Origin of the sequence: Pseudomonas sp. Tri1, from assembly GCF_017968885.1 — a bacterium.
Lineage (GTDB): Bacteria > Pseudomonadota > Gammaproteobacteria > Pseudomonadales > Pseudomonadaceae > Aquipseudomonas.
In genome coordinates, this window is sequence record NZ_CP072913.1 from 3,499,452 (window position 1) to 3,518,171 (window position 18,720).

The 18,720-nt window shown below is 60.2% G+C and carries 19 protein-coding genes; 11 read left to right on the forward strand and 8 right to left on the reverse strand.

Annotation, left to right across the window (positions count from 1 at the left end; genetic code table 11):
* Positions 1 to 39 precede the first annotated feature (39 nt).
* From J9870_RS14845 to J9870_RS14860, 4 genes are all read right to left on the reverse strand, one after another.
* Positions 40 to 1,497: a glycosyltransferase family 39 protein gene (locus tag J9870_RS14845; RefSeq protein ID WP_210645286.1), complete on the reverse strand. Its 1,458-nt coding sequence runs from the start codon at positions 1,495 to 1,497 to the stop codon at positions 40 to 42.
* A gap of 66 nt (positions 1,498 to 1,563) precedes the next feature.
* A complete protein-coding gene (locus tag J9870_RS14850; protein WP_210638770.1) occupies positions 1,564 to 1,857 on the reverse strand; it encodes a lipid-A-disaccharide synthase N-terminal domain-containing protein in 294 nt (97 codons plus the stop codon).
* 1 nt (position 1,858) lies between these two features.
* Complete coding sequence (locus J9870_RS14855; RefSeq protein ID WP_210638771.1) at positions 1,859 to 2,602, reverse strand: glycosyltransferase family 2 protein; 744 nt, start codon at positions 2,600 to 2,602, stop codon at positions 1,859 to 1,861.
* Positions 2,603 to 2,636: 34 nt separating this feature from the next.
* Positions 2,637 to 3,608: an NAD-dependent epimerase gene (locus J9870_RS14860; RefSeq protein ID WP_210638772.1), complete on the reverse strand. Its 972-nt coding sequence runs from the start codon at positions 3,606 to 3,608 to the stop codon at positions 2,637 to 2,639.
* Between the two features lie 594 nt (positions 3,609 to 4,202).
* Between J9870_RS14860 and arnB the strand changes: the two genes are divergently transcribed.
* Genes arnB through J9870_RS14900 form a run of 8 tightly spaced genes read left to right on the forward strand, consistent with a single transcriptional unit; the run spans position 4,203 to position 13,012 of the window.
* Positions 4,203 to 5,351 carry a UDP-4-amino-4-deoxy-L-arabinose aminotransferase gene (gene arnB / locus J9870_RS14865; RefSeq protein WP_210638773.1) on the forward strand — a complete coding sequence of 383 codons (1,149 nt, stop codon included), beginning with the start codon at positions 4,203 to 4,205 and terminating at the stop codon, positions 5,349 to 5,351.
* Complete coding sequence (gene arnC, locus J9870_RS14870) at positions 5,348 to 6,367, forward strand: undecaprenyl-phosphate 4-deoxy-4-formamido-L-arabinose transferase (protein ID WP_210638774.1); 1,020 nt, start codon at positions 5,348 to 5,350, stop codon at positions 6,365 to 6,367. The genes arnB and arnC overlap by 4 nt, the downstream gene beginning before the upstream one ends.
* Complete coding sequence (gene arnA, locus J9870_RS14875; RefSeq protein ID WP_210638775.1) at positions 6,364 to 8,370, forward strand: bifunctional UDP-4-amino-4-deoxy-L-arabinose formyltransferase/UDP-glucuronic acid oxidase ArnA; 2,007 nt, start codon at positions 6,364 to 6,366, stop codon at positions 8,368 to 8,370. The genes arnC and arnA overlap by 4 nt, the downstream gene beginning before the upstream one ends.
* A complete protein-coding gene (arnD, locus tag J9870_RS14880; RefSeq protein WP_210645288.1) occupies positions 8,370 to 9,254 on the forward strand; it encodes a 4-deoxy-4-formamido-L-arabinose-phosphoundecaprenol deformylase in 885 nt (294 codons plus the stop codon). The genes arnA and arnD overlap by 1 nt, the downstream gene beginning before the upstream one ends.
* Positions 9,251 to 10,900, forward strand: coding sequence for a lipid IV(A) 4-amino-4-deoxy-L-arabinosyltransferase (gene arnT, locus J9870_RS14885; RefSeq protein ID WP_210638776.1), 1,650 nt, complete (start codon positions 9,251 to 9,253; stop codon positions 10,898 to 10,900). The genes arnD and arnT overlap by 4 nt, the downstream gene beginning before the upstream one ends.
* Entirely contained in the window at positions 10,897 to 11,241 is a 345-nt protein-coding gene (gene arnE / locus J9870_RS14890) for a 4-amino-4-deoxy-L-arabinose-phosphoundecaprenol flippase subunit ArnE (protein WP_210638777.1), read from the forward strand. The genes arnT and arnE overlap by 4 nt, the downstream gene beginning before the upstream one ends.
* Positions 11,238 to 11,639 carry a 4-amino-4-deoxy-L-arabinose-phosphoundecaprenol flippase subunit ArnF gene (gene arnF, locus J9870_RS14895; protein ID WP_210638778.1) on the forward strand — a complete coding sequence of 134 codons (402 nt, stop codon included), beginning with the start codon at positions 11,238 to 11,240 and terminating at the stop codon, positions 11,637 to 11,639. The genes arnE and arnF overlap by 4 nt, the downstream gene beginning before the upstream one ends.
* Complete coding sequence (locus J9870_RS14900; RefSeq protein WP_210638779.1) at positions 11,636 to 13,012, forward strand: UDP-glucose/GDP-mannose dehydrogenase family protein; 1,377 nt, start codon at positions 11,636 to 11,638, stop codon at positions 13,010 to 13,012. Before arnF ends, J9870_RS14900 begins: the two co-directional genes overlap by 4 nt.
* A 22-nt stretch (positions 13,013 to 13,034) precedes the next feature.
* Here the strand turns inward: J9870_RS14900 and J9870_RS14905 are convergent, their stop codons facing one another.
* Both J9870_RS14905 and pssA read right to left on the reverse strand, forming a co-directional pair.
* Complete coding sequence (locus J9870_RS14905; protein ID WP_210638780.1) at positions 13,035 to 14,051, reverse strand: AraC family transcriptional regulator; 1,017 nt, start codon at positions 14,049 to 14,051, stop codon at positions 13,035 to 13,037.
* Positions 14,052 to 14,062: 11 nt separating this feature from the next.
* Positions 14,063 to 15,406: a CDP-diacylglycerol--serine O-phosphatidyltransferase gene (gene pssA / locus J9870_RS14910; protein ID WP_210638781.1), complete on the reverse strand. Its 1,344-nt coding sequence runs from the start codon at positions 15,404 to 15,406 to the stop codon at positions 14,063 to 14,065.
* Between the two features lie 121 nt (positions 15,407 to 15,527).
* Here pssA and J9870_RS14915 point away from each other — a divergent pair, with 121 nt between their 5' ends.
* The 3 genes from J9870_RS14915 (at position 15,528) to J9870_RS14925 (ending at position 17,275) form a co-directional block, all read left to right on the forward strand.
* Entirely contained in the window at positions 15,528 to 16,097 is a 570-nt protein-coding gene (locus J9870_RS14915) for a TetR/AcrR family transcriptional regulator (protein WP_210638782.1), read from the forward strand.
* A 56-nt stretch (positions 16,098 to 16,153) separates the two neighbouring features.
* Positions 16,154 to 16,633, forward strand: a complete 480-nt coding sequence (locus J9870_RS14920; protein ID WP_210638783.1) for a nuclear transport factor 2 family protein — start codon at positions 16,154 to 16,156, stop codon at positions 16,631 to 16,633.
* 240 nt (positions 16,634 to 16,873) lie between these two features.
* Positions 16,874 to 17,275, forward strand: coding sequence for a hypothetical protein (locus tag J9870_RS14925; protein ID WP_210638784.1), 402 nt, complete (start codon positions 16,874 to 16,876; stop codon positions 17,273 to 17,275).
* A 3-nt stretch (positions 17,276 to 17,278) separates the two neighbouring features.
* Here J9870_RS14925 and J9870_RS14930 read toward each other — a convergent pair whose 3' ends face one another.
* Both J9870_RS14930 and J9870_RS14935 read right to left on the reverse strand, forming a co-directional pair.
* Positions 17,279 to 17,902, reverse strand: coding sequence for an RraA family protein (locus J9870_RS14930; RefSeq protein ID WP_210638785.1), 624 nt, complete (start codon positions 17,900 to 17,902; stop codon positions 17,279 to 17,281).
* Positions 17,899 to 18,720, reverse strand: a complete 822-nt coding sequence (locus J9870_RS14935) for an IucA/IucC family C-terminal-domain containing protein (protein WP_210638786.1) — start codon at positions 18,718 to 18,720, stop codon at positions 17,899 to 17,901. The genes J9870_RS14930 and J9870_RS14935 overlap by 4 nt, the downstream gene beginning before the upstream one ends.

Below are 18,720 nucleotides of genomic sequence, written 5' to 3' on the forward strand. Positions count from 1 at the left end.
TGTGGGAGCGAGCTTGCTCGCGTAGCGGGACTCCAGACGCTACAAGGGATGAGCCCATGTGAATGAATAAACTTTCTCTGGCGCCGGCGACTGGCAGTTCTGGTTGTCCGCATCAGCCCCTACCAGGAACCACTCGGCCCTTGAGGTATCGCCGACACGACGAGCCTTTTGCGGGTCGTAACAGCGCGCCAGATCCCGGGCAGGTACCAAGGCATAGGCCTGCGGGTGGTTGCGCAGCCAGAGGGCGGATTGCTCCAGGGATTGGCTGCCATGGAAGCCAAAATGCACGATGGGTTGTTGCGCGAAGAGCCAGTGCCCCTCCCGCCAACCGACCAGGACCAATGGTGCGTTTGCAGTCAGCCGTGCCACATCGCGCATGAGGGTTTCGTGGGGGTTGATACCCTCTTTGTGAGGCTCGACGAAGCCGCGTACAAACCAGGCGCACAGCCACAGTGCAGTCAGTACCTTGAACACCACCCTGCCCCTGGGACGCCGGCCGAACCAGCGACGCAGCATCCACGGGACAAGCGGCGCCACCAACAGAATCAACCCGGGTAATGCAGGAAAGATATACAGCTTGCGTTTGCCGCTGCTCAGGCTAAAGAACAACAACACCAACAATACCCAGCCGAGCAGTACCAACACCCGACCGTCGTGCTTGAGCAATTGTTTGCGCCAGGCCGGCACCAGCCAGGGGAGCATGAACACAATCGGTAGCCAGTACTTGGGGATCACCTGGACGAAGAAATACCAGAAGGGTTCGCGGTGCTCCCATGCGTTGGCATAACGCCCCGCCGTTTGCTTGAACAGGATTTCCTGGGCGTAAGCCAGGCTGTCGGGGCTGCCCTGCCAGACAATCACCAGCAAAGGCCCCAGCCATAATCCGATGGCGGCCAATGCTACCAGCAGCCCCAGGCACCAGCGTCCTGCCTGGCCAGGCATGGCCACCACCCCTTTCCAACCTTTGCGCACCGCGTAGGCGTAGGGAATCAGCATCAACACCGGCAGAAAGCCCACGCCTTTGCTGATGATGCCAAGCCCCATCGCCCCACAGGCAACGTAGTACCAGCCCCAGGCCGGGCCAAGCAACAGATGCCGGCATAACCCATAGACCCCCAGAATCGTCCAAAGGGCAAGGAAGCCGTCAATCTGCCCGGTCCGCAAGATGCTGTAGGTCTGGTAGGTCGCCAGGAACAACAGCGCGGCGATCACACCCACCCGCCGCCCCCACAAGCGCCGGCCCAAGTCATACAAACACGCCGTAGTCACCGCGCTTGCCAGCAGCGCGGGCAAGTACAGGGCAACTTTGGGCAGATGGGTCAACTGCACGAACAACGCCACCGCCCACATGAACAACGGCGGCTTGTCGGCGTAGATTTCGCCAGCGCGATGGGGAATGAACCAGGAACCGTTCTGCAGCATTTCCAGGGCCACGCCGAGAAAACGCTCTTCATCGACATTCAGCGGTTGGCGCCAGCCAAGACCGGCGCCAACCATGACCAACGTCAACAGAACAAACGCCAGTAACTCCAGCTGCGGGGAAGATAATCGTCTAGGCACCGTTCAGTCCTTTCCCGCCAGTTCGCGGTTTTCCCGCTCATGGTGCTTGGCGATCAACTGCAAGTTACGCAGGTACACAATGAAACCGAAAGACTGACCGACAATAAACACCGGGTCCTCGCGGTAGATGGCGTAGGCCAGCAACAGCGCGCTGCCAATGATGCTCAGGTACCAGAAGCCCACTGGGATCACACTGCGCTTCTTGTATTCGCTGTATAGCCATTGCAGGACAAATCGTCCGGTAAACGCAAACTGGCCAGCGAAGCCAACAGCCAACCACACAGATTCTCTGCCCATCTCAAACCTCGGTTTCTTGTGCGTTGACGTCCAGGCGTGTGCGCTTGATCAGCCACCACACCCCGAACAGATCGACGATGCCCACCAGCGCGCGGTCGAGGTTTCCGTAGTTGGATACCCCTGCCCCACGCTCACGGTGGTTCACCGGGTGAACCAGCATTCGGCCGTTGTGCCGGCGGATCAAGGCGGGAATAAAGCGGTGCATGTGATCGAAATACGGCAGGCGCAAAAACGCCTCGCGCTCGATGACCTTGATACCGCAACCGGTATCAGGCGTCTGGTCCTTCAGCAGGCTGGCGCGCAATTTATTGGCGAATCGCGATGCCCAGCGCTTGCTCGCCGTGTCCTGGCGGTTGACACGATGCCCCGCCACCAGCTTGACCCCGGCCGGCTTACCTTCGGAACCGCGCACCAGGTCGAGCATTTTGGGCAGGTCAGCCGGATCGTTCTGCCCGTCGCCATCAAGGGTTGCCAACCAAGGCCCGCGCGCGACTTCGGCGGCGTGGTAGACCGAGGTGCTCTGGCCCAGGGAACGGGCATGACTGAGCACCCGTAATTGCCGGTAGCCACTGTCTTGCAAGGTACGTAACTCAGCGGCGGTGGCATCGGTGCTGCCGTCGTCGACCACGATGACCTCAAATTCCTCGTGGGCCAACGCCGTGCGCACTTCTTCGAGAAGCGGGATGAGATTGCCGGCCTCGTTCTTTGCCGGGATCAGGACCGACACATAAGGGGTTTCGTGCATGATGCTCCAGAAACAAAACTGAGAAATGAGAGGGTTAGACGCGGTAATAATCGCGATACCAATGGACAAATGACTGGACGCCGACGGGCACCGCGACCTGCGGGCGAAACCCCACACGCTCTTCCAACTCGCGAGTGTCCGCCCAGGTGTTGACGACGTCGCCCGATTGCAATGGCAAGAAGTTCTTGATTGCGCGAACGCCCAATGCCTGTTCGATGCACTCGATAAACTGCAGTAGCCTCACTGGCGCGCCGGCCCCGATGTTGTAGACCTTGTTGGGCACGCCGGCCTGATCGGTAGGCGGCAGCGCCAGCAAGCGCACGAGACCCTCGACGATGTCGTCGATGTAGGTGAAGTCACGCGACATCGCCCCCTCGTTATAGACGTCGATGGGGCGGCCCTTGAGAATCGCATCGGTGAATTTGAACGGTGCCATGTCGGGCCTTCCCCAAGGCCCATACACGGTAAAAAACCGCAGGCCGGTGGTGGGAATGCCATAGAGATGCGCATACGCGTGAGCCATCAGCTCGTTGGCGCGCTTGGTCGCGGCGTAGAACGACACCGGCTGGTCGACGGGGTCGGTCGTGGCATACGGCAAACGGTCGTTCAAGCCGTACACCGAGCTGCTGGAAGCGTAGATCAGGTGCGCCGGCCGATGGCCGCGACAAGCCTCCAGCACGTTGAGAAAACCCACCAGGTTGCTTTGCGCATAAACGTCCGGATGATCGATGGAATAGCGCACGCCAGCTTGCGCCGCCAGGTGGATGACCTGATCGAAGGCCTGTTCGGCAAACAACGCCAACAGTGCCTGTTTGTCTGCCACATCCAGCCACTGGAACTGGAAATTGCGCGATGTCGCCAATTGCGCGAGCCGAGCCTGTTTCAGCTCAACACTGTAGTAACTGTTGAGGTTGTCGATGCCGATAACCTGGTGGCCATCGCGGCATAAGCGCTTGGCCGTATGAAAGCCGATAAAGCCGGCGGCGCCGGTTACCAGGATTTTCATATGCAGGATCCTTTCCCAAACAGAGGACAGGAAAACTCCTTGAAACTGACACACCCGCTACCAAAAACGGTCACTTGCATACGTTACTCTGCTTGATGGCTTGGCTTTTCCGTTGCTGCAGAGGCTTTTATCAAAAATAAATGACGGTTTTGTGATCGAAAGATTACCAGGCATCGGAATCCCCTCTTACATGACATCCCCTTGAATTCTTGTCTTTCTAGATCAGCTCTCAAGCCCTGTTCAGAAACATAAGCACTTGGTAAAGAAAATGTAATACAGCATAAGAAATCCCTGTAAGCCTTATTCTATTAGTGGTGTAAGCACCATCAGATTTCAGTTGAGCTTCGCGCGTAGAGTGAAGAATTATTTACCTATTATTTTTTCACGATTTTTTCAAAAAAAACCGCCTAACCTCAATGAATAAAGGGCATTCGCCTCGCAATAGCCATCGGTTCAACATGCTGTAAAACACCCTCCCCAGGATACTTTCTTACAAGCCAACTCTTTGATGCAGCTTTTGTTTTAGCGTCTACGCTGTCGCGGATCCAATCTTCTCGTTTCAGAGGCTACTTACTCTTCAGCCCCGAGGTGCCTATGACTCAAGCGTTTCTCCCGTTTTCCCGGCCCAGTATTGGCGAAGAGGAAATCGCTGCCGTGGAGCAAGTACTGCGCTCCGGCTGGATTACCACCGGGCCGAAAAACCAGCAACTGGAAGAGCAGTTCGCCCGCTATGTGGGTTGTCGACATGCCGTAGCACTTTCTTCGGCCACCGGCGCTATGCACATCACATTACTGGCCTTGGGAATCGGCCCGGGCGATGAAGTCATTACCCCTTCCCAAACCTGGGTATCGACCGCCAACATGATCTGCCTGCTGGGGGCCACGCCGGTGTTCGTTGATGTCGATCGCGATACGCTGATGAGTGATCTGGCGAGTATCGAAGCGGCGATCACACCCCGCACCAAGGCGATCATTCCGGTGCACTACGCTGGCGCGGCATTCGATCTCGACCCGCTCCATGCGCTGGCGGACAGACACGGCATCCCGGTTATCGAAGACGCCGCGCACGCCGTCGGCACCCTCTACAAGGGCCGTCATATCGGGTCAAAAGGCACGGCGATTTTCTCGTTCCACGCCATCAAGAACATGACGTGCGCAGAGGGCGCCATGTTCGTCAGCGACGATGAAACGCTCGCCTCCCGGGTACGCATGCTCAAGTTTCATGGTCTGGGCGTGGACGCCTACGACCGCCTCACCCACGGCCGCAAACCCCAGGCACAAGTGATAGAGCCGGGCTTCAAATACAACCTGGCCGACATCAACGCCGCCATCGCCCTCGTACAACTGGAACGCCTGGACCAGATCAACGCCAAGCGCACCGAGCTGGCCAAGGCCTACCTGCAACGGCTGGAAGGTTCGAGAATGCAACCGCTGGCGATGCCTAGCTACCCGCAACAACACGCCTGGCACCTGTTCATCCTGCGCATCGACGCCGAGCGCTGCGGACTGGACCGCGAAGCATTCATGAGAGCCCTGCAAGAGCAGAACATCGGCACCGGCATCCACTTCATCGCAACACACCTGCACACCTACTACCGGCAGCGCTTCCCCAACCTTCACCTGCCCAACACCGAATGGAACTCAGCGCGCCTGTGCTCGATCCCGTTGTTCCCGGACATGACCGTCGATGACGTGAATCGCGTGGTCGACACCCTTGAAAACATCGTGGACACACATCTGTGAAACCTTACCCAATCAACTGCGTGTCCATCGTCATTCCGGTCTACAACGAAGAAGAAAGCTTGCCTGAGTTGCTGCGTCGCACCGAAGCGGCTTGCCAGCAACTTCGCCATAAGTACGAGATCGTGCTGGTCGACGACGGTAGCCGGGACGAATCGGCACACCTATTGGAACAAGCGGCATCGCTGCGGGGCAGCCCGGTCGTGGCGGTGATTCTCAACCGTAACTACGGCCAGCATGCGGCAATCATGGCCGGTTTCGAACAGTGCCGGGGCGATGTCGTCATTACCCTCGACGCCGACCTGCAGAACCCGCCCGAAGAGATTCCGCGCCTGGTGGCCAAGGCCGAGCTTGGCTATGACGTGGTTGCCACGGTGCGCAGCAATCGCCAGGACTCAGCCCTGCGGCGCTGGCCGTCGAAACTGATCAATCTTGCCGTGCGGCGTTCCACCGGGGTCTCCATGAGCGACTACGGCTGCATGCTCCGCGCATACCGGCGGTCCATCGTCGACGCCATGCTCGCGTGTCGTGAACGCAGCACGTTCATTCCGATCCTTGCCAACAGCTTCGCCCGGCACACCACGGAGATCCCGGTGACCCACGCCGAGCGCGAACATGGCGAATCCAAGTACAGCCCCATGCGCCTGATCAACCTGATGTTCGACCTGATCACCTGCATGACCACCACGCCCCTGCGCCTGCTGAGTATTGTCGGCTTCATCATGGCTGGTTTGGGCGTGCTGTTCGCCACCGCACTGATCGTCCTGCGCCTGGTTTTCGGCGCCGCGTGGGCCGGCCACGGAACATTCGTGCTGTTCGCCGTGCTGTTCGTCTTCACCGGCGGGCAATTCATCGGCATGGGATTGTTGGGTGAGTACCTGGGACGGATGTACAGCGACGTACGCGCGCGTCCCAGGTTCTTCGTCGAGAAGGTTCTGCGCGGACAATCCGCCACGCCCTCCCCGGCTGTCACCGTTGATGGACTCACTTCCACTTCTTCCGACCAGGTTCTCTCATGAGCGCAAAAGCCGTTGTTTTCGCCTATCACGATATTGGCTGTGCCGGTATCGATACCCTGCTCAACGCAGGCTTCGACATTGCCGCCGTATTTACCCACGCCGATGATCCGAAGGAAAACACCTTCTACGGCTCCGTTGCGCAACTATGCGCGCGCAAAGGCATCCCGGTCCATGCGCCGGAAGACGCCAACCATCCGTTGTGGATCGAGCGCATCAACAAGCTCGAGCCCGACTACCTGTTCTCGTTCTACTACCGTCACCTGTTGAGCGAGTCGCTGTTGGCGACCGCTGCTAAAGGTGCGTTCAACCTCCACGGCTCGCTGCTGCCGCGTTATCGCGGGCGGGCGCCGGCCAATTGGGTGCTGGTGAACGGTGAAACCGAGACGGGGGTGACCCTGCACCGTATGGTCAAACGCGCCGATGCCGGACCGATCCTCGCCCAGCAAAAGGTCGCCATCGAGCGCAGCGACACGGCGCTGACCCTTCACGGCAAATTGCGCGTGGCCGCCACCGACCTGTTGCGCGACACGTTGCCTGCGTTGCTTGCCGGTAAAGTCAGTGAGCGGGAGCAGGACGAATCCATGGCCACAGTGTTCGGTCGCCGCACCGCGGCCGACGGCAAACTGGTCTGGAAACGCCCGGCGCAAGAATTGTTCAACCTGGTGCGTGCCGTGACCCAACCGTATCCGGGGGCCTTTTGCGCCGTGGGCGAACACAAGCTGATTGTCTGGAGCGCGAAAGTCATCCAGGGCAACGAAGGCCAGGCACCGGGGCGTGTCATCAGTGTCGATCCGCTGCGTATCGCCTGCGGCGAAGACTCGCTGGTGGTCACCGCCGGTCAACGTAACGACAACGGCTTGTACCTGAGCGGTGCGCAACTGGCTAATGAGTTGGGCCTGGTGGAAGGCTCCCTGCTGCGCGGCGCCGAGTCACGCCGCGCCCGACGACGGACTCGGGTGCTGATCCTTGGGGTCAACGGTTTCATTGGCAATCATCTGTCGGAGCGCCTGCTGCGCGATGACAAGTACGAGGTCTATGGCCTGGACATTGGCTGCGACGCGATCGAACGCCTGCGCAGTCATCCGCGCTTCCACTTCGTCGAAGGCGACATCAGCATCCACTCTGAGTGGATCGAGTACCACGTCAAGAAATGTGACGTGATCCTGCCACTGGTGGCCATCGCCACGCCGATCGAGTACACGCGCAATCCGTTGCGGGTGTTCGAGCTGGATTTCGAGGAAAACCTGAAACTGGTCCGCTACTGCGTCAAATACAACAAACGCGTGATCTTCCCGTCGACGTCAGAAGTCTATGGCATGTGCCAGGACGACAACTTCGATGAAGATACCTCCAACCTCGTTGTTGGCCCGATCAACAAGCAGCGCTGGATCTACTCGATCTCCAAGCAACTGCTGGACCGTGTGATCTGGGCCTATGGCCAGAAAGGCCTGAACTTCACCCTGTTCCGCCCCTTCAACTGGATGGGCCCACGCCTGGACCGCCTGGACTCCGCGCGGATCGGCAGTTCCCGGGCCATTACCCAGCTCATCCTCAATCTGGTGGAAGGCACGCCGATTCGCCTGTTCGATGGCGGTGGGCAGAAACGCTGTTTTACCGACATTGCCGACGGCGTAGAAGCGCTGGCTCGGATCATCGATAACGAGAACGATGCCTGCAACGGCCAGATCATCAACATCGGCAACCCGGACAACGAAGCCAGCATCCGCCAATTGGGCGAGGAGTTGCTGCGTCAGTTCCAAGCGCACCCGCTGAGGAACAACTTTCCACCGTTCGCCGGGTTCCGCGATATCGAAAGCAAGGCGTTCTATGGCAGCGGTTACCAGGACGTGTCACACCGCAAGCCAAGCATCGACAACGCCAAGCGCCTGCTGGGCTGGACGCCGACCGTGCAAATGAGCGAGACCATCGGCAACACGCTGGATTTCTTCCTGCGCGAGGCCATGAGCGAAATCGCCGAGTGCGCTAAAGAAGAATCATGCTGATGCGAGCAGGACTACGAATCGATGTCGACACCTACCGGGGAACCCGCGATGGTGTGCCGCGGCTGCTGGAAATCCTCGATGAGGCACGGGTCAAGGCAACATTTTTCTTCAGTGTCGGGCCCGACAACATGGGCCGTCACCTGTGGCGCCTGATCCGGCCGCAATTTTTCTGGAAGATGTTGCGTTCCAACGCCGCCGGCCTGTACGGCTGGGACATCTTGCTGGCTGGCACCGCCTGGCCTGGCAAACCCATTGGCCGGGATCTCGGACACCTGATACGCCAAGCCCGGGCCGCGGGCCATGAAGTCGGCCTGCATGCCTGGGATCACCATGGCTGGCAGGCCAATGTCAGGCGCTGGAGCCAGGCGCAGTTGATCGAGCAGATTCGCCAAGGCGTGGACAGCCTCAGCGACATCCTCGGGGAAAAAGTCGAGTGTTCGGCGGCGGCCGGTTGGCGGGCCGATCAGCGCGTGATTGAAGCCAAGCAAATGTTCGACTTTCGCTACAACAGCGATTGCCGGGGGCGAAGCCTGTTCCAGCCGACGCTGACCGATGGTGGCTTGGGTGTGCCGCAGATACCGGTAGACCTGCCGACCTTCGATGAGGTGGTCGGTCCGAATGTCACGGCCAAGAATTACAACGCTTTCATCCTCGAGCGCTTTAGCCCCGAAGGACTCAACGTCTACACGATCCATGCTGAAGTGGAAGGGATTTCGATGGCCAACGATTTCCGTCGATTGCTGGCCGACACGCATCGGCGAAACATCTGTTTTCGCCCCTTGGGCGATTTGCTGCCCGAAACACCCACGACCTTGCCGGCAGGCCAGGTGCTGCGTGGCGTGCTCGAAGGGCGTGAAGGCTGGCTGGGAGTGCAAGGCGCATGAGCAAGCGCTGGACGTTGCCGCTGTTGCTGGGAATTTGCCTGCTCGCTTACCTGTTGCCGTTGGGCAGCCATGGGTTGTGGATTCCCGACGAGACCCGCTATGCCCAGATCAGCCAGGACATGCTCCTGAGCGGTGACTGGGTCTCACCCCATTTCATGAGCCTGCGCTATTTCGAAAAACCGGTCGCCGGGTACTGGATGATTGCCCTCGGCCAGGCGGTGTTTGGCGATAACCTGTTTGGTGTGCGCATCGCCTCGGTCGTCAGCACCGGCTTCAGCGTGATGCTGTGCTATCTGATCGCCCACCGGCTCTGGAGTGATCGGCGCAAAAGCTTTGCCTGCACCTTGCTGTACATGAGCCTCACCGTGATCGCCGGCGCCGCAGGCTACGCCAACCTCGATCCGCAATTCACCCTCTGGGTCAACCTGAGCCTGGTGGCCCTGTGGTTTGCCTTGGACAGCCGGCGCCGCACCCCGCGGCTGGTCGGCTGGGCTACCTTGGGACTGGCCTGTGGCATGGGCTTTTTGACCAAGGGTTTTCTCGCCTGGTTGCTGCCGGTACTGATTGCCCTACCCTGGATGATCTGGCAGCAGCGCTGGCGTGAATTGCTGATCTATGGCCCATTGGCGATTGCCGTGGCTGTCGCCGTCAGCCTGCCCTGGGCACTGGCGGTGCATGCCCGAGAAGCGGATTACTGGCGGTTCTTCTTCTGGCACGAACACATCCGGCGCTTTGCCGGGGACGATGCCCAGCATGATGCGCCGTGGTGGTTCTATCTACCATTGCTGGTGGCGTTCAGTCTGCCATGGGTGGCGCTGCTGCCGCCGGCGTTGCGCCAGGCCTGGCAAACCCGTCGCCAAGCCAATATCGCTTTCCTGATGCTGTGGCTGTTGATGCCGCTGGTGTTCTTCAGCCTCAGCAAAGGCAAATTGCCGAGCTACATCCTGCCGTGTCTGCTGCCCCTGGCGTTGCTCATGGGGCATGCATTGGCAGACCGGCTCGCGTTGAAACAGGAGCGGGCGCTGGGCATCAACGGTCTGCTGAACCTGGTTCTGGGTCTGTTCGCCCTGCTCGCCGTGGTTTATCTGCAACTTAAAAAGCCACTGTATGACCATGAGCCACACAATCTGGTACTGATGGTCATCGGGCTGCTCGGCTGGATCATAGCCAACCTGCTGCAAGCCCTCAGGCCTTTACGCTGCTGGGCCGCGCCGGCATTCGGCAGTTTGCTGCTGATCGGTTTGCTGCCGGCCGGATTGCCCCGGTCTGTGGTCGCCAACAAAATGCCCGATCAATTTATCCTCGAACACCTCCAGGAACTCGGCCAGACCGACACGCTATTGAGCAACGACCTTGGTGCCGCGTCAGCCTTGGCGTGGCGCCTGAAACGCCCAGCCGTGGCGTTGTACAACACCGTCGGCGAGCTGAAATATGGCCTTGCCTACCCCGATGGCATGCAACAACGAGTCGACCTGCAACGGGTCCAGCAGTGGATGCGCGACGCCCGCCAAAGCGGCTCGGTCGGCGTGGTCATGCGGGTCAAGGGTGATGACGAACTCGACGAAATCGAACGGCTACCCAAGGATGGCAAACGTTATGAACGCGGCAACCTGGTTATCCTGATTTTCTCCCAGGAGCCGTCATGAGCCTGCTGCTACTGATGGCCGCCTGCGTATTGACCTGCCTGGGCCAGATAGCCCAGAAATGCGCCGTGGAGAGTTGGCGCGGCCAGGCGTCGGGCTGGGGCGAGAAGCTACGCTCGCCATGGCTATGGCTGGCGCTGGCCGCGTTGGGTACCGGTCTTTTAGTGTGGTTGCTGGTGTTGCAGCGCCTCGAAGTCGGCATCGCTTACCCGATGCTGAGCCTCAACTTCGTGCTGATCACCCTGGTTGGCCGGTTTGTCTTTCATGAGGCCGTCGACCGCCGCCACTGGCTGGGCGTCGCCCTGGTGATGGCTGGCGTGCTACTGCTGGGGCAACACGCATGAATCCTGGGCGTGGGATTGTCTTTGCCTTGGGCAGCGTGATGCTGGTCAGCGCCGCGCAACTGGGCTTGCGCTGGAGCATGGGGCGCCTGCCGCTTCCCGGACACTGGCTCAGCACAAGCCTCGATCTGACGGCACTTGGCGTGGTGCTGATAGCCATTCTCGCCTACGCCTTGTCGATGCTCAGTTGGCTGATGGCGTTGCGGGATTTGCCGGTGGCTCGCGCTTATTCGCTGCTGAGTATCAGCTACGCGCTGGTGTACCTACTGGCCGCCGCGCTACCGGTCTTCAACGAAAGCTTCAGCCTCTCGAAAAGCCTGGGAGTGGCGCTGGTCATCCTTGGCGTCATCACCATCAACTCTCGACCTGCTCATACGCCGGTTTCCAGGAGTGCCCAATGAAAATCAGTGTGTTCGGTAGCGGCTATGTCGGACTGGTCCAGGCCACCGTGTTGGCGGAGGTCGGTCACGACGTGGTCTGCATGGACATCGACTACGAAAAAGTCAGCGCCCTTAACCAGGGACATGTCAGCCTCTTCGAACCTGGCCTGGCCGGGTTGGTTAAAGAGAACCTGGAAAACGGGCGGCTTCGTTTCACCTGCGAAGAAAACCTCGCCGTGGAGCACGGACAGGTCTTGTTCATTGCCGTGGGCACTCCGTCGCGTCCCGACGGTTCCGCAGACTTGAGCGGGGTCTTCTCGGTGGGTGAAGCCATCGCGCGACATCGCCGCGAACCGGTGATCATCGTGGAGAAATCCACCGTCCCCGTGGGCACAGGCGACGCCCTGCGCGAGCGGATCATCGAAACCCTGCAGCGCTACCAGCACACACTGGACTTCGATATCGTCTCCAACCCGGAATTTCTCAAAGAAGGCTCGGCCGTCGCCGACTGCCGGCGTCCGGACCGGATAGTCATCGGCTGCGAGCGCGATGAAGTCCGCCAGGTGATGCGCGAGTTGTACGCCCCCTTCAATCGCAACCATGACCGCATCATGTTCATGGACCTGCGCAGCGCCGAGCTGACCAAGTACGCCGCCAACGGCATGCTGGCAACCAAGATCAGCTTCATCAACCAGATCGCCGAACTGGCCGAACACCTGGGCGCCGACGTCGAATCCGTGCGCCTGGGCATCGGTGCCGACTCGCGCATCGGCTATGACTTTATCTATGCCGGCTGCGGTTATGGTGGCTCATGCTTCCCCAAGGACATGCGCGCGCTGATCCACAGCGCACAGCAAGCCCAATGCTCCAATGATCTGCTGCAGGCGGTGGAAGCGATCAACCAGCGGCAAAAACATAAGCTGTTCGAACGGATCAATGCGTTCTACCGGGGCGATCTGCGTGGCAGGACATTTGCCGTGTGGGGCCTGGCATTCAAGCCCAATACCGACGACATGCGAGACGCCCCCAGCCGGGTACTCATGGAATCGTTATGGGAAGTCGGCGCTCACGTTCGGGCCTTCGATCCAGAGGCGATGCAACAGACCCAATCGTTGTATCAGGACCACCCTAACCTGAGCCTCATGGGCACCCCGGAAGCGACCCTCAGTGGAGCCGATGCGCTGATCGTCTGCACTGAGTGGCAACAGTTCAAAGCCCCGGATTTCGACCTGATCCAGAGGCGACTCAAAGCCCCGGTGATCTTCGATGGACGCAACCTATACGACGCGGAGCGCCTGGCGCAACGGGGTTTCCAGTACTTCCCGATGGGGCGCGGCGATTCGTGCAAGCTGCCCATTCCACATCAGAAATGGAGTACCAGGATCGCAAGCTGATGCTCGGAGACGCTGGCATTGCTCAGTTGAGATCATTGAGAATCAAGCTGCGATAATGCCCCGGATTGGACCCGGACCACTTGCGAAACGCCTTGTAGAAGGAGCTGGCGTCGGCGAAACCCAGGCGCGCGGCGATGTCGACGAAGCTGATGGACGGCTCGGCAAGCCAGGCAATCGCCAGCTCTTTGCGCACGCTGTCCTTGATGCCCTGATACGTCTGGCCCTCCTCCGCCAGGCGGCGGCGCAGGGTGGACGCGGATACGCACAACTGCTGGGCCAGCGCCTCGGTTTCCGGCCATTGTTCGGCGGACAATTGGCGTAAATCGTGACGGATGCGGCTGGCAAGGCTTTGCGGGTCGCGGTATTTGACCAGGATGTTGGCCGGGGCCTGGGCCAGGAAGCGCTTGAGCTCTTCGGCGCTGCGCCGGATGGGCAGGTCCAGGCATTCGGCGGCGAAGATCATGCGTGTGCGAGGCCGGTCGAAGCGCAGGTTCTGGGAAAACATCACCCGATAGTCGTCGCAGAAATCCGGTGCCGGGCAGCGCAACTCGACGGAAAGGATAGGAATGCGTCGCCCGGCCAGCCAGCAGGCCACGCCATGGACAATCATCCAGTAGGTGAAATAGGTAAACGCCCGGCGCGGTTCCTGATCGTCCTCCAACAGGACGATCTCCGCCAGGCTCTGCTGGCGGACCCACTGGGCCGGCAGGTGTTCGAGCATCAACGAGAGAAACCCCAGCCCCGCCGTCAATCCGGCGGCCAGCGTCGGCTGGGCCATGGCACATTGGCAAAGAAACGCCAGGCTGCCGGACTTGAGCTTGCGCGGGTCCATGCCGAAAAACTCATCGTCCAATCGCCTTGCCAGCAACCGCCAGAGCCGCGCATAGGCATGGGCTGCGACCCGCGCCTGGGGATCATCGAGTAGCGCGGGGTCGATGCCGACCTTGCTCAGCACCTCATTGGTGGTCGCCCCGGGGGCGCAGCTTTGCAGCAGCGCCTCACGGACCAACTGAATGGAGATGGTGTCTTTTTCCGACATGGCGCGGGCGTTCACAGGATCCGGTAAAGCAGCCGTTCGATACGCACCCGGCTGACCCGTTTGAGGAACTTGCCTACAGCCGCCGGGTAGTCCGGCAGGGTTTCCAGGTCCAGGTAGCGTTCGATCCGGCGAGTATGCCGGTAGATCTGCTCAAGCTCGGCCTGGCGCGGCGCAAGCAACTCGCCCTTGGGGTCGTCCAGCAACAGGGCGTTTTCCAGGTCCAGGCGAAACGCCCGTGGGTTGAGGTTGTTGCCGGTGAGCAAAGTGTAGCGCTCGTCAACCCACATGCCCTTGAGGTGATAGGTGTTGTCACCGTCGCGCCACAGGTGCAGGTTCAATTGCCCGCTGTCGATGTAGCGTTGGTGCCGTTTGGCGAAGCGCCGCAGGCTGATCTCGTAGAGATAGGGCAATGCGGCGATGATCTTGAACGGCTCGCTTGGCGGAATGTAGAAGTCGTTGGCGGTCTTGTCGCCGACGATGATGTCAATCTTCACCCCACGGGCCAGGGCGCGGTTGATCTCGCGGGTCACGGCCAGGGGCAGGTTGAAGTATGGCGTGCAGATGGTCAGTTGCTGGCGACTGCTGGCGATCAGTTCGCCGATCACCCGGCTCAGCGGGTTGTTCTTGCCCACGCCCAGCAACGGGCTGACCGACAGGCCACTCTTGTCGAGGCTGCCGGCGTTGGTGTCATACGCCGCGTGCTTGAGGCGACTGCGCAGGTCGCCAATATCATTGCGCAGGCTGCGGGTGCTGGGCAGGTTCGGCAGGTCCAGGCGATGTACCGCCTTGGAGGCGATCAAGCCGTGCTGCACCAGGTGCTGCATCGAATCGGCCAGTGCCACGTTCTGCAACAGGTGGTAGCGGTCGTAGCGGTACTTGTCGAACTTGTGCAGGTAGACATTATTCAGGCTCGCGCCGCTGTAGACCACGCAGTCGTCGATCACGAAGCCTTTCAAGTGCAGCACGCCGAACAGCTCGCGGGTCTGCACCGGTACGCCGTAGATCGGCACTTCGCTGGCATGGGTGCGCGTTTGTTCCTGGTACCAGGCTGAGTTGCCCGGCTGCTTCTTGGCGCCGATCAGCCCGCGTTGGGCCCGCAGCCAATCCACCACCACGACCACGTCCAGTTCAGGACGCGCCGCTTTGGCAGCATGCAGGGCATCGAGGATTTCCTGGCCCGCCTCGTCCTGTTGCAAGTACAGGGCGACGATGTAGATGCGCTGGGTGGCCTGGGCAATTTTCTCCAGCAGGCAACGGCGGAACTCGGCGGCGCCATCGAGGATGGTCACGGCATCGGCGGTCAGTGCAAAGCTGCGCAGCTTGGGCAGCAGGGAGCGTTTGAAAAGCGACGGCATAGGGCTCGCAAAAGGTCGAATCCGAAGAACGCATGAGCTTACACCATGGATCGGTTCGGGTCTTCCCGTCTTCATGAAAAAAGATTTGACCAAGGAGAACGATCATTCTACTGTAATAAACATGAACGAAATCACTAGCAATGAAACCCGAGACATCATCCTCGATGTCGCCGAAAAGTTGATCTATAAAAGTGGCATCGCCGCCACCGGCATGGACCTTCTGGTAAAAACCGCCGGCGTCTCCAGGAAAAGCATCTACCGCTACTTTGCCAACAAGGACGACCTGATCGTGGCGGCCCTCAAGCGCCGTGACGAACGTTGGATGCACTGGTTCAGCAGCGAGGTCGACAAGGCCCCGACGCCAGCGGAACGCTTGCTCAACTTGTTCACCGTACTCAAGGGCTGGTTCGACAGCGAAGGCTTTCGCGGCTGCGCATTCATCAACACCAGTGGCGAAACCGGCGATCCGCAGGACCCGGTCCGCCAAGTGGCGAAGTTGCACAAACAGAAGTTGCTCGACTACGTCACCCGGCTGTGCTCGGACCAAGGTATCGATAATCCGCAAGCCATGGCCCGGCAGTTACTGATCCTGATCGATGGCGCCATTACCGTCGCGCTGGTCATGGGCGATCACAGTGCCGCTGATGACGCTCAAGACCTGCTCAGAACTTTGTTGGTTGAAGTTAGATAACAAACGCACTTCGTAAACCGCTGTACAAATTGTCAATCACTCATTGGAGATTTGCCATGTCGTCCCCCGCTGAAGTTCGTCCGCCCTTACCGCCATTCACCCGTGAATCGGCTATCGAGAAAGTTCGCTTGGCCGAGGATGGCTGGAACTCTCGAGACCCACAGCGGGTGTCCCTGGCCTATACGCTGGACACGCAATGGCGTAACCGCGCCGAATTCGCCCATAACCGCGAAGAGGCCAAGGCATTCCTGACTCGCAAATGGGCCAAGGAACTGGATTACCGGTTGATCAAGGAGCTCTGGGCCTTCACCGGCAACCGTATCGCCGTGCGCTACGCCTACGAATGGCACGACGATTCGGGCAACTGGTTCCGTTCTTATGGCAATGAGAACTGGGAATTTGACGAGCAGGGCCTGATGTCCAACCGCTATGCCTGCATCAATGACATGCCGATCAAGGAAAGCGAGCGCAAATTCCATTGGCCGTTGGGACGCCGGCCGGACGATCATCCGGGGTTGTCCGAGTTGGGGCTGTAAGCGATTCACCTGCGGGAGCGAGCTTGCTCGCGATGGCGACGGCAAATCCAACATGGAGGCAAGCTGACCCACCGCTATCGCGAGCAAGCTCGCTCCCACAGCAGAGCCGTGGCGCAAACAGCCGCGGCAGACCAGCGGCCACTCGCCAGGGTTGACCGACAAGACGCCAGGCATCACATTGCCTGGGTCAGCCGATAGCCTCAGAGGCAGCTTCGTTGTGTTGCAGACCTTGTGGAGCCCATGACCGCGTCGATTCCGATCCGCCCCCCCTGCCCGCCTGGCGTCTGTGATTGCGGGCGCGATATGTTGCTGCAAACGCCCGGCAGCGACCTGCGCATCCTTTGTTTCAACCGCCAGGAAGAAAAGCGCCTGCTCGAACGGCTGGAAAACATCCAGAGCCTGGCCGAACTCGAACGGCTGCAGCAGCGGTTATACGAGAACCTGGGCATCCGCCTGACCGTCGAACCCGGCTACAACGAAGTACGCACCATGCGTGGCATCGCCATAGAATTCCAGGACCACCCCGGCCTGTGTCGCAAGATTCGCCAGACGATCCCGGCGGCCATCCGGCGTGGGCTGGAAAAACGCCCGGAAATCGCCTGGCGACTGCTGGACGCCCACGACCTGTTTCGCGACGCCTGACGGTCAGCGCGGCGCCTGGATACGTTGCAGGAATTCGGTCCGTTTCAGTTGATCGGCCTGCTCCTTGGCCAATACGTTTGGCAACAGGTCGATGGCCTGTTGCACGCTGAGGATAAACACCCCGTCGTCGTCGCCGAGCGCAATATCGCCGGCACGCACCGTGACACCCGAGACCTGAATCGGTTGGTTGACCTCGCCACCCAAGCCAAGGCTACGGGTCGTGAACGCGCTGACACTACGACTGAACACTGGCAAGCGATGCGCGCGCAAGGCCACCACGTCAGTCACCGCGCCGCACACCACGACGCCGGCCACCCCCTTGATCAGCCCGGCCAGTGTCCGCAGCTCGCCCCAACAGGCACACTCGGGGTCACCCACGCATTCCACCACCAGCACATCCCCTGGCTCACTCAGCAACAACGCTTCACGCAGGATGCTGCCATCGGGGGTGAAGAGTTTTACCGTGACGACTTTGCCGACCATGCGCAGGTTGTCGAACAGCGGGCGGATACCGCGCAAGTATCCGCTATCGGTGAAGTGCCCGACGGTGGACGCCGGGATGCGTTGGTATTGCGCCAGCAGCGATTCGGTCAACCCGGTTCGCGGCGGCGCCATTGAATCATTCATGGTTTCTTTCTCTTTCGCAGCAACGGGCAGGCCGAGCAGTATTCGACCGGGTTGCTGGCCTGGTAATAGAAACAGCAAGTACGCCGCAGGCGCCGACAGCCCAGGCCGTTTTCAAGCACCATGGGCGCGCGACGAAAATGCTGCAACGGGTTGTAGTCCAGACCGAACAACGCCGGGGCGGCCTGGTTCAGCAGCCAGTCGAAGTCAGCCTCGACACGGCGACGTGCACAAGGATCCTGGAGGCTGTCCATGCGCTTTTCATACAACGAGTACACCCGCACTGCGGTGTTCTCCCAGAGAATGCGCCGGGAAATGCCGCTAACCTGGACAAAGAGCTCCCACAACGGTTTGAGCAACCCGGCGAACAGGTTGCTGACCAGGGTTTCGCGCCAGGCCTCGCGAGCGCCGTGGACGTAAGCCAGTGGTTCGAGGTCCAGCAGCGGCAGCGACGAGGTCCAGAGTCCCTCGTCGTGGCCGTACTCGATGATGCAGTTATCCGGGGTCAGCCGCAGCCCCTTGTCACACGCCGACAGGGCATAGAGACAGGCACCGGTGGCGAGGAACGCAATCCGCTTGCTCAACAACGAAGCGGTAATCGCCCGCGACGGCGAGCCGAGAATCGGTGTCAGTTCATCCAACAACCGCAGGCATACCCCACCGTTCAACAGCTCTTGCGCCGCCAGGGAGCGCAGCGGATCGCGCGCCCCGGCCGGTTTGAGCCGCAAGGCGCCGCTGAGTACCGCCCATTCGCCAGCCGTGAACCCGCCAGGCAAATCAACGTTCGCCGGCTCAGCCCCGAGGCTGCTCCTGACCGCCAT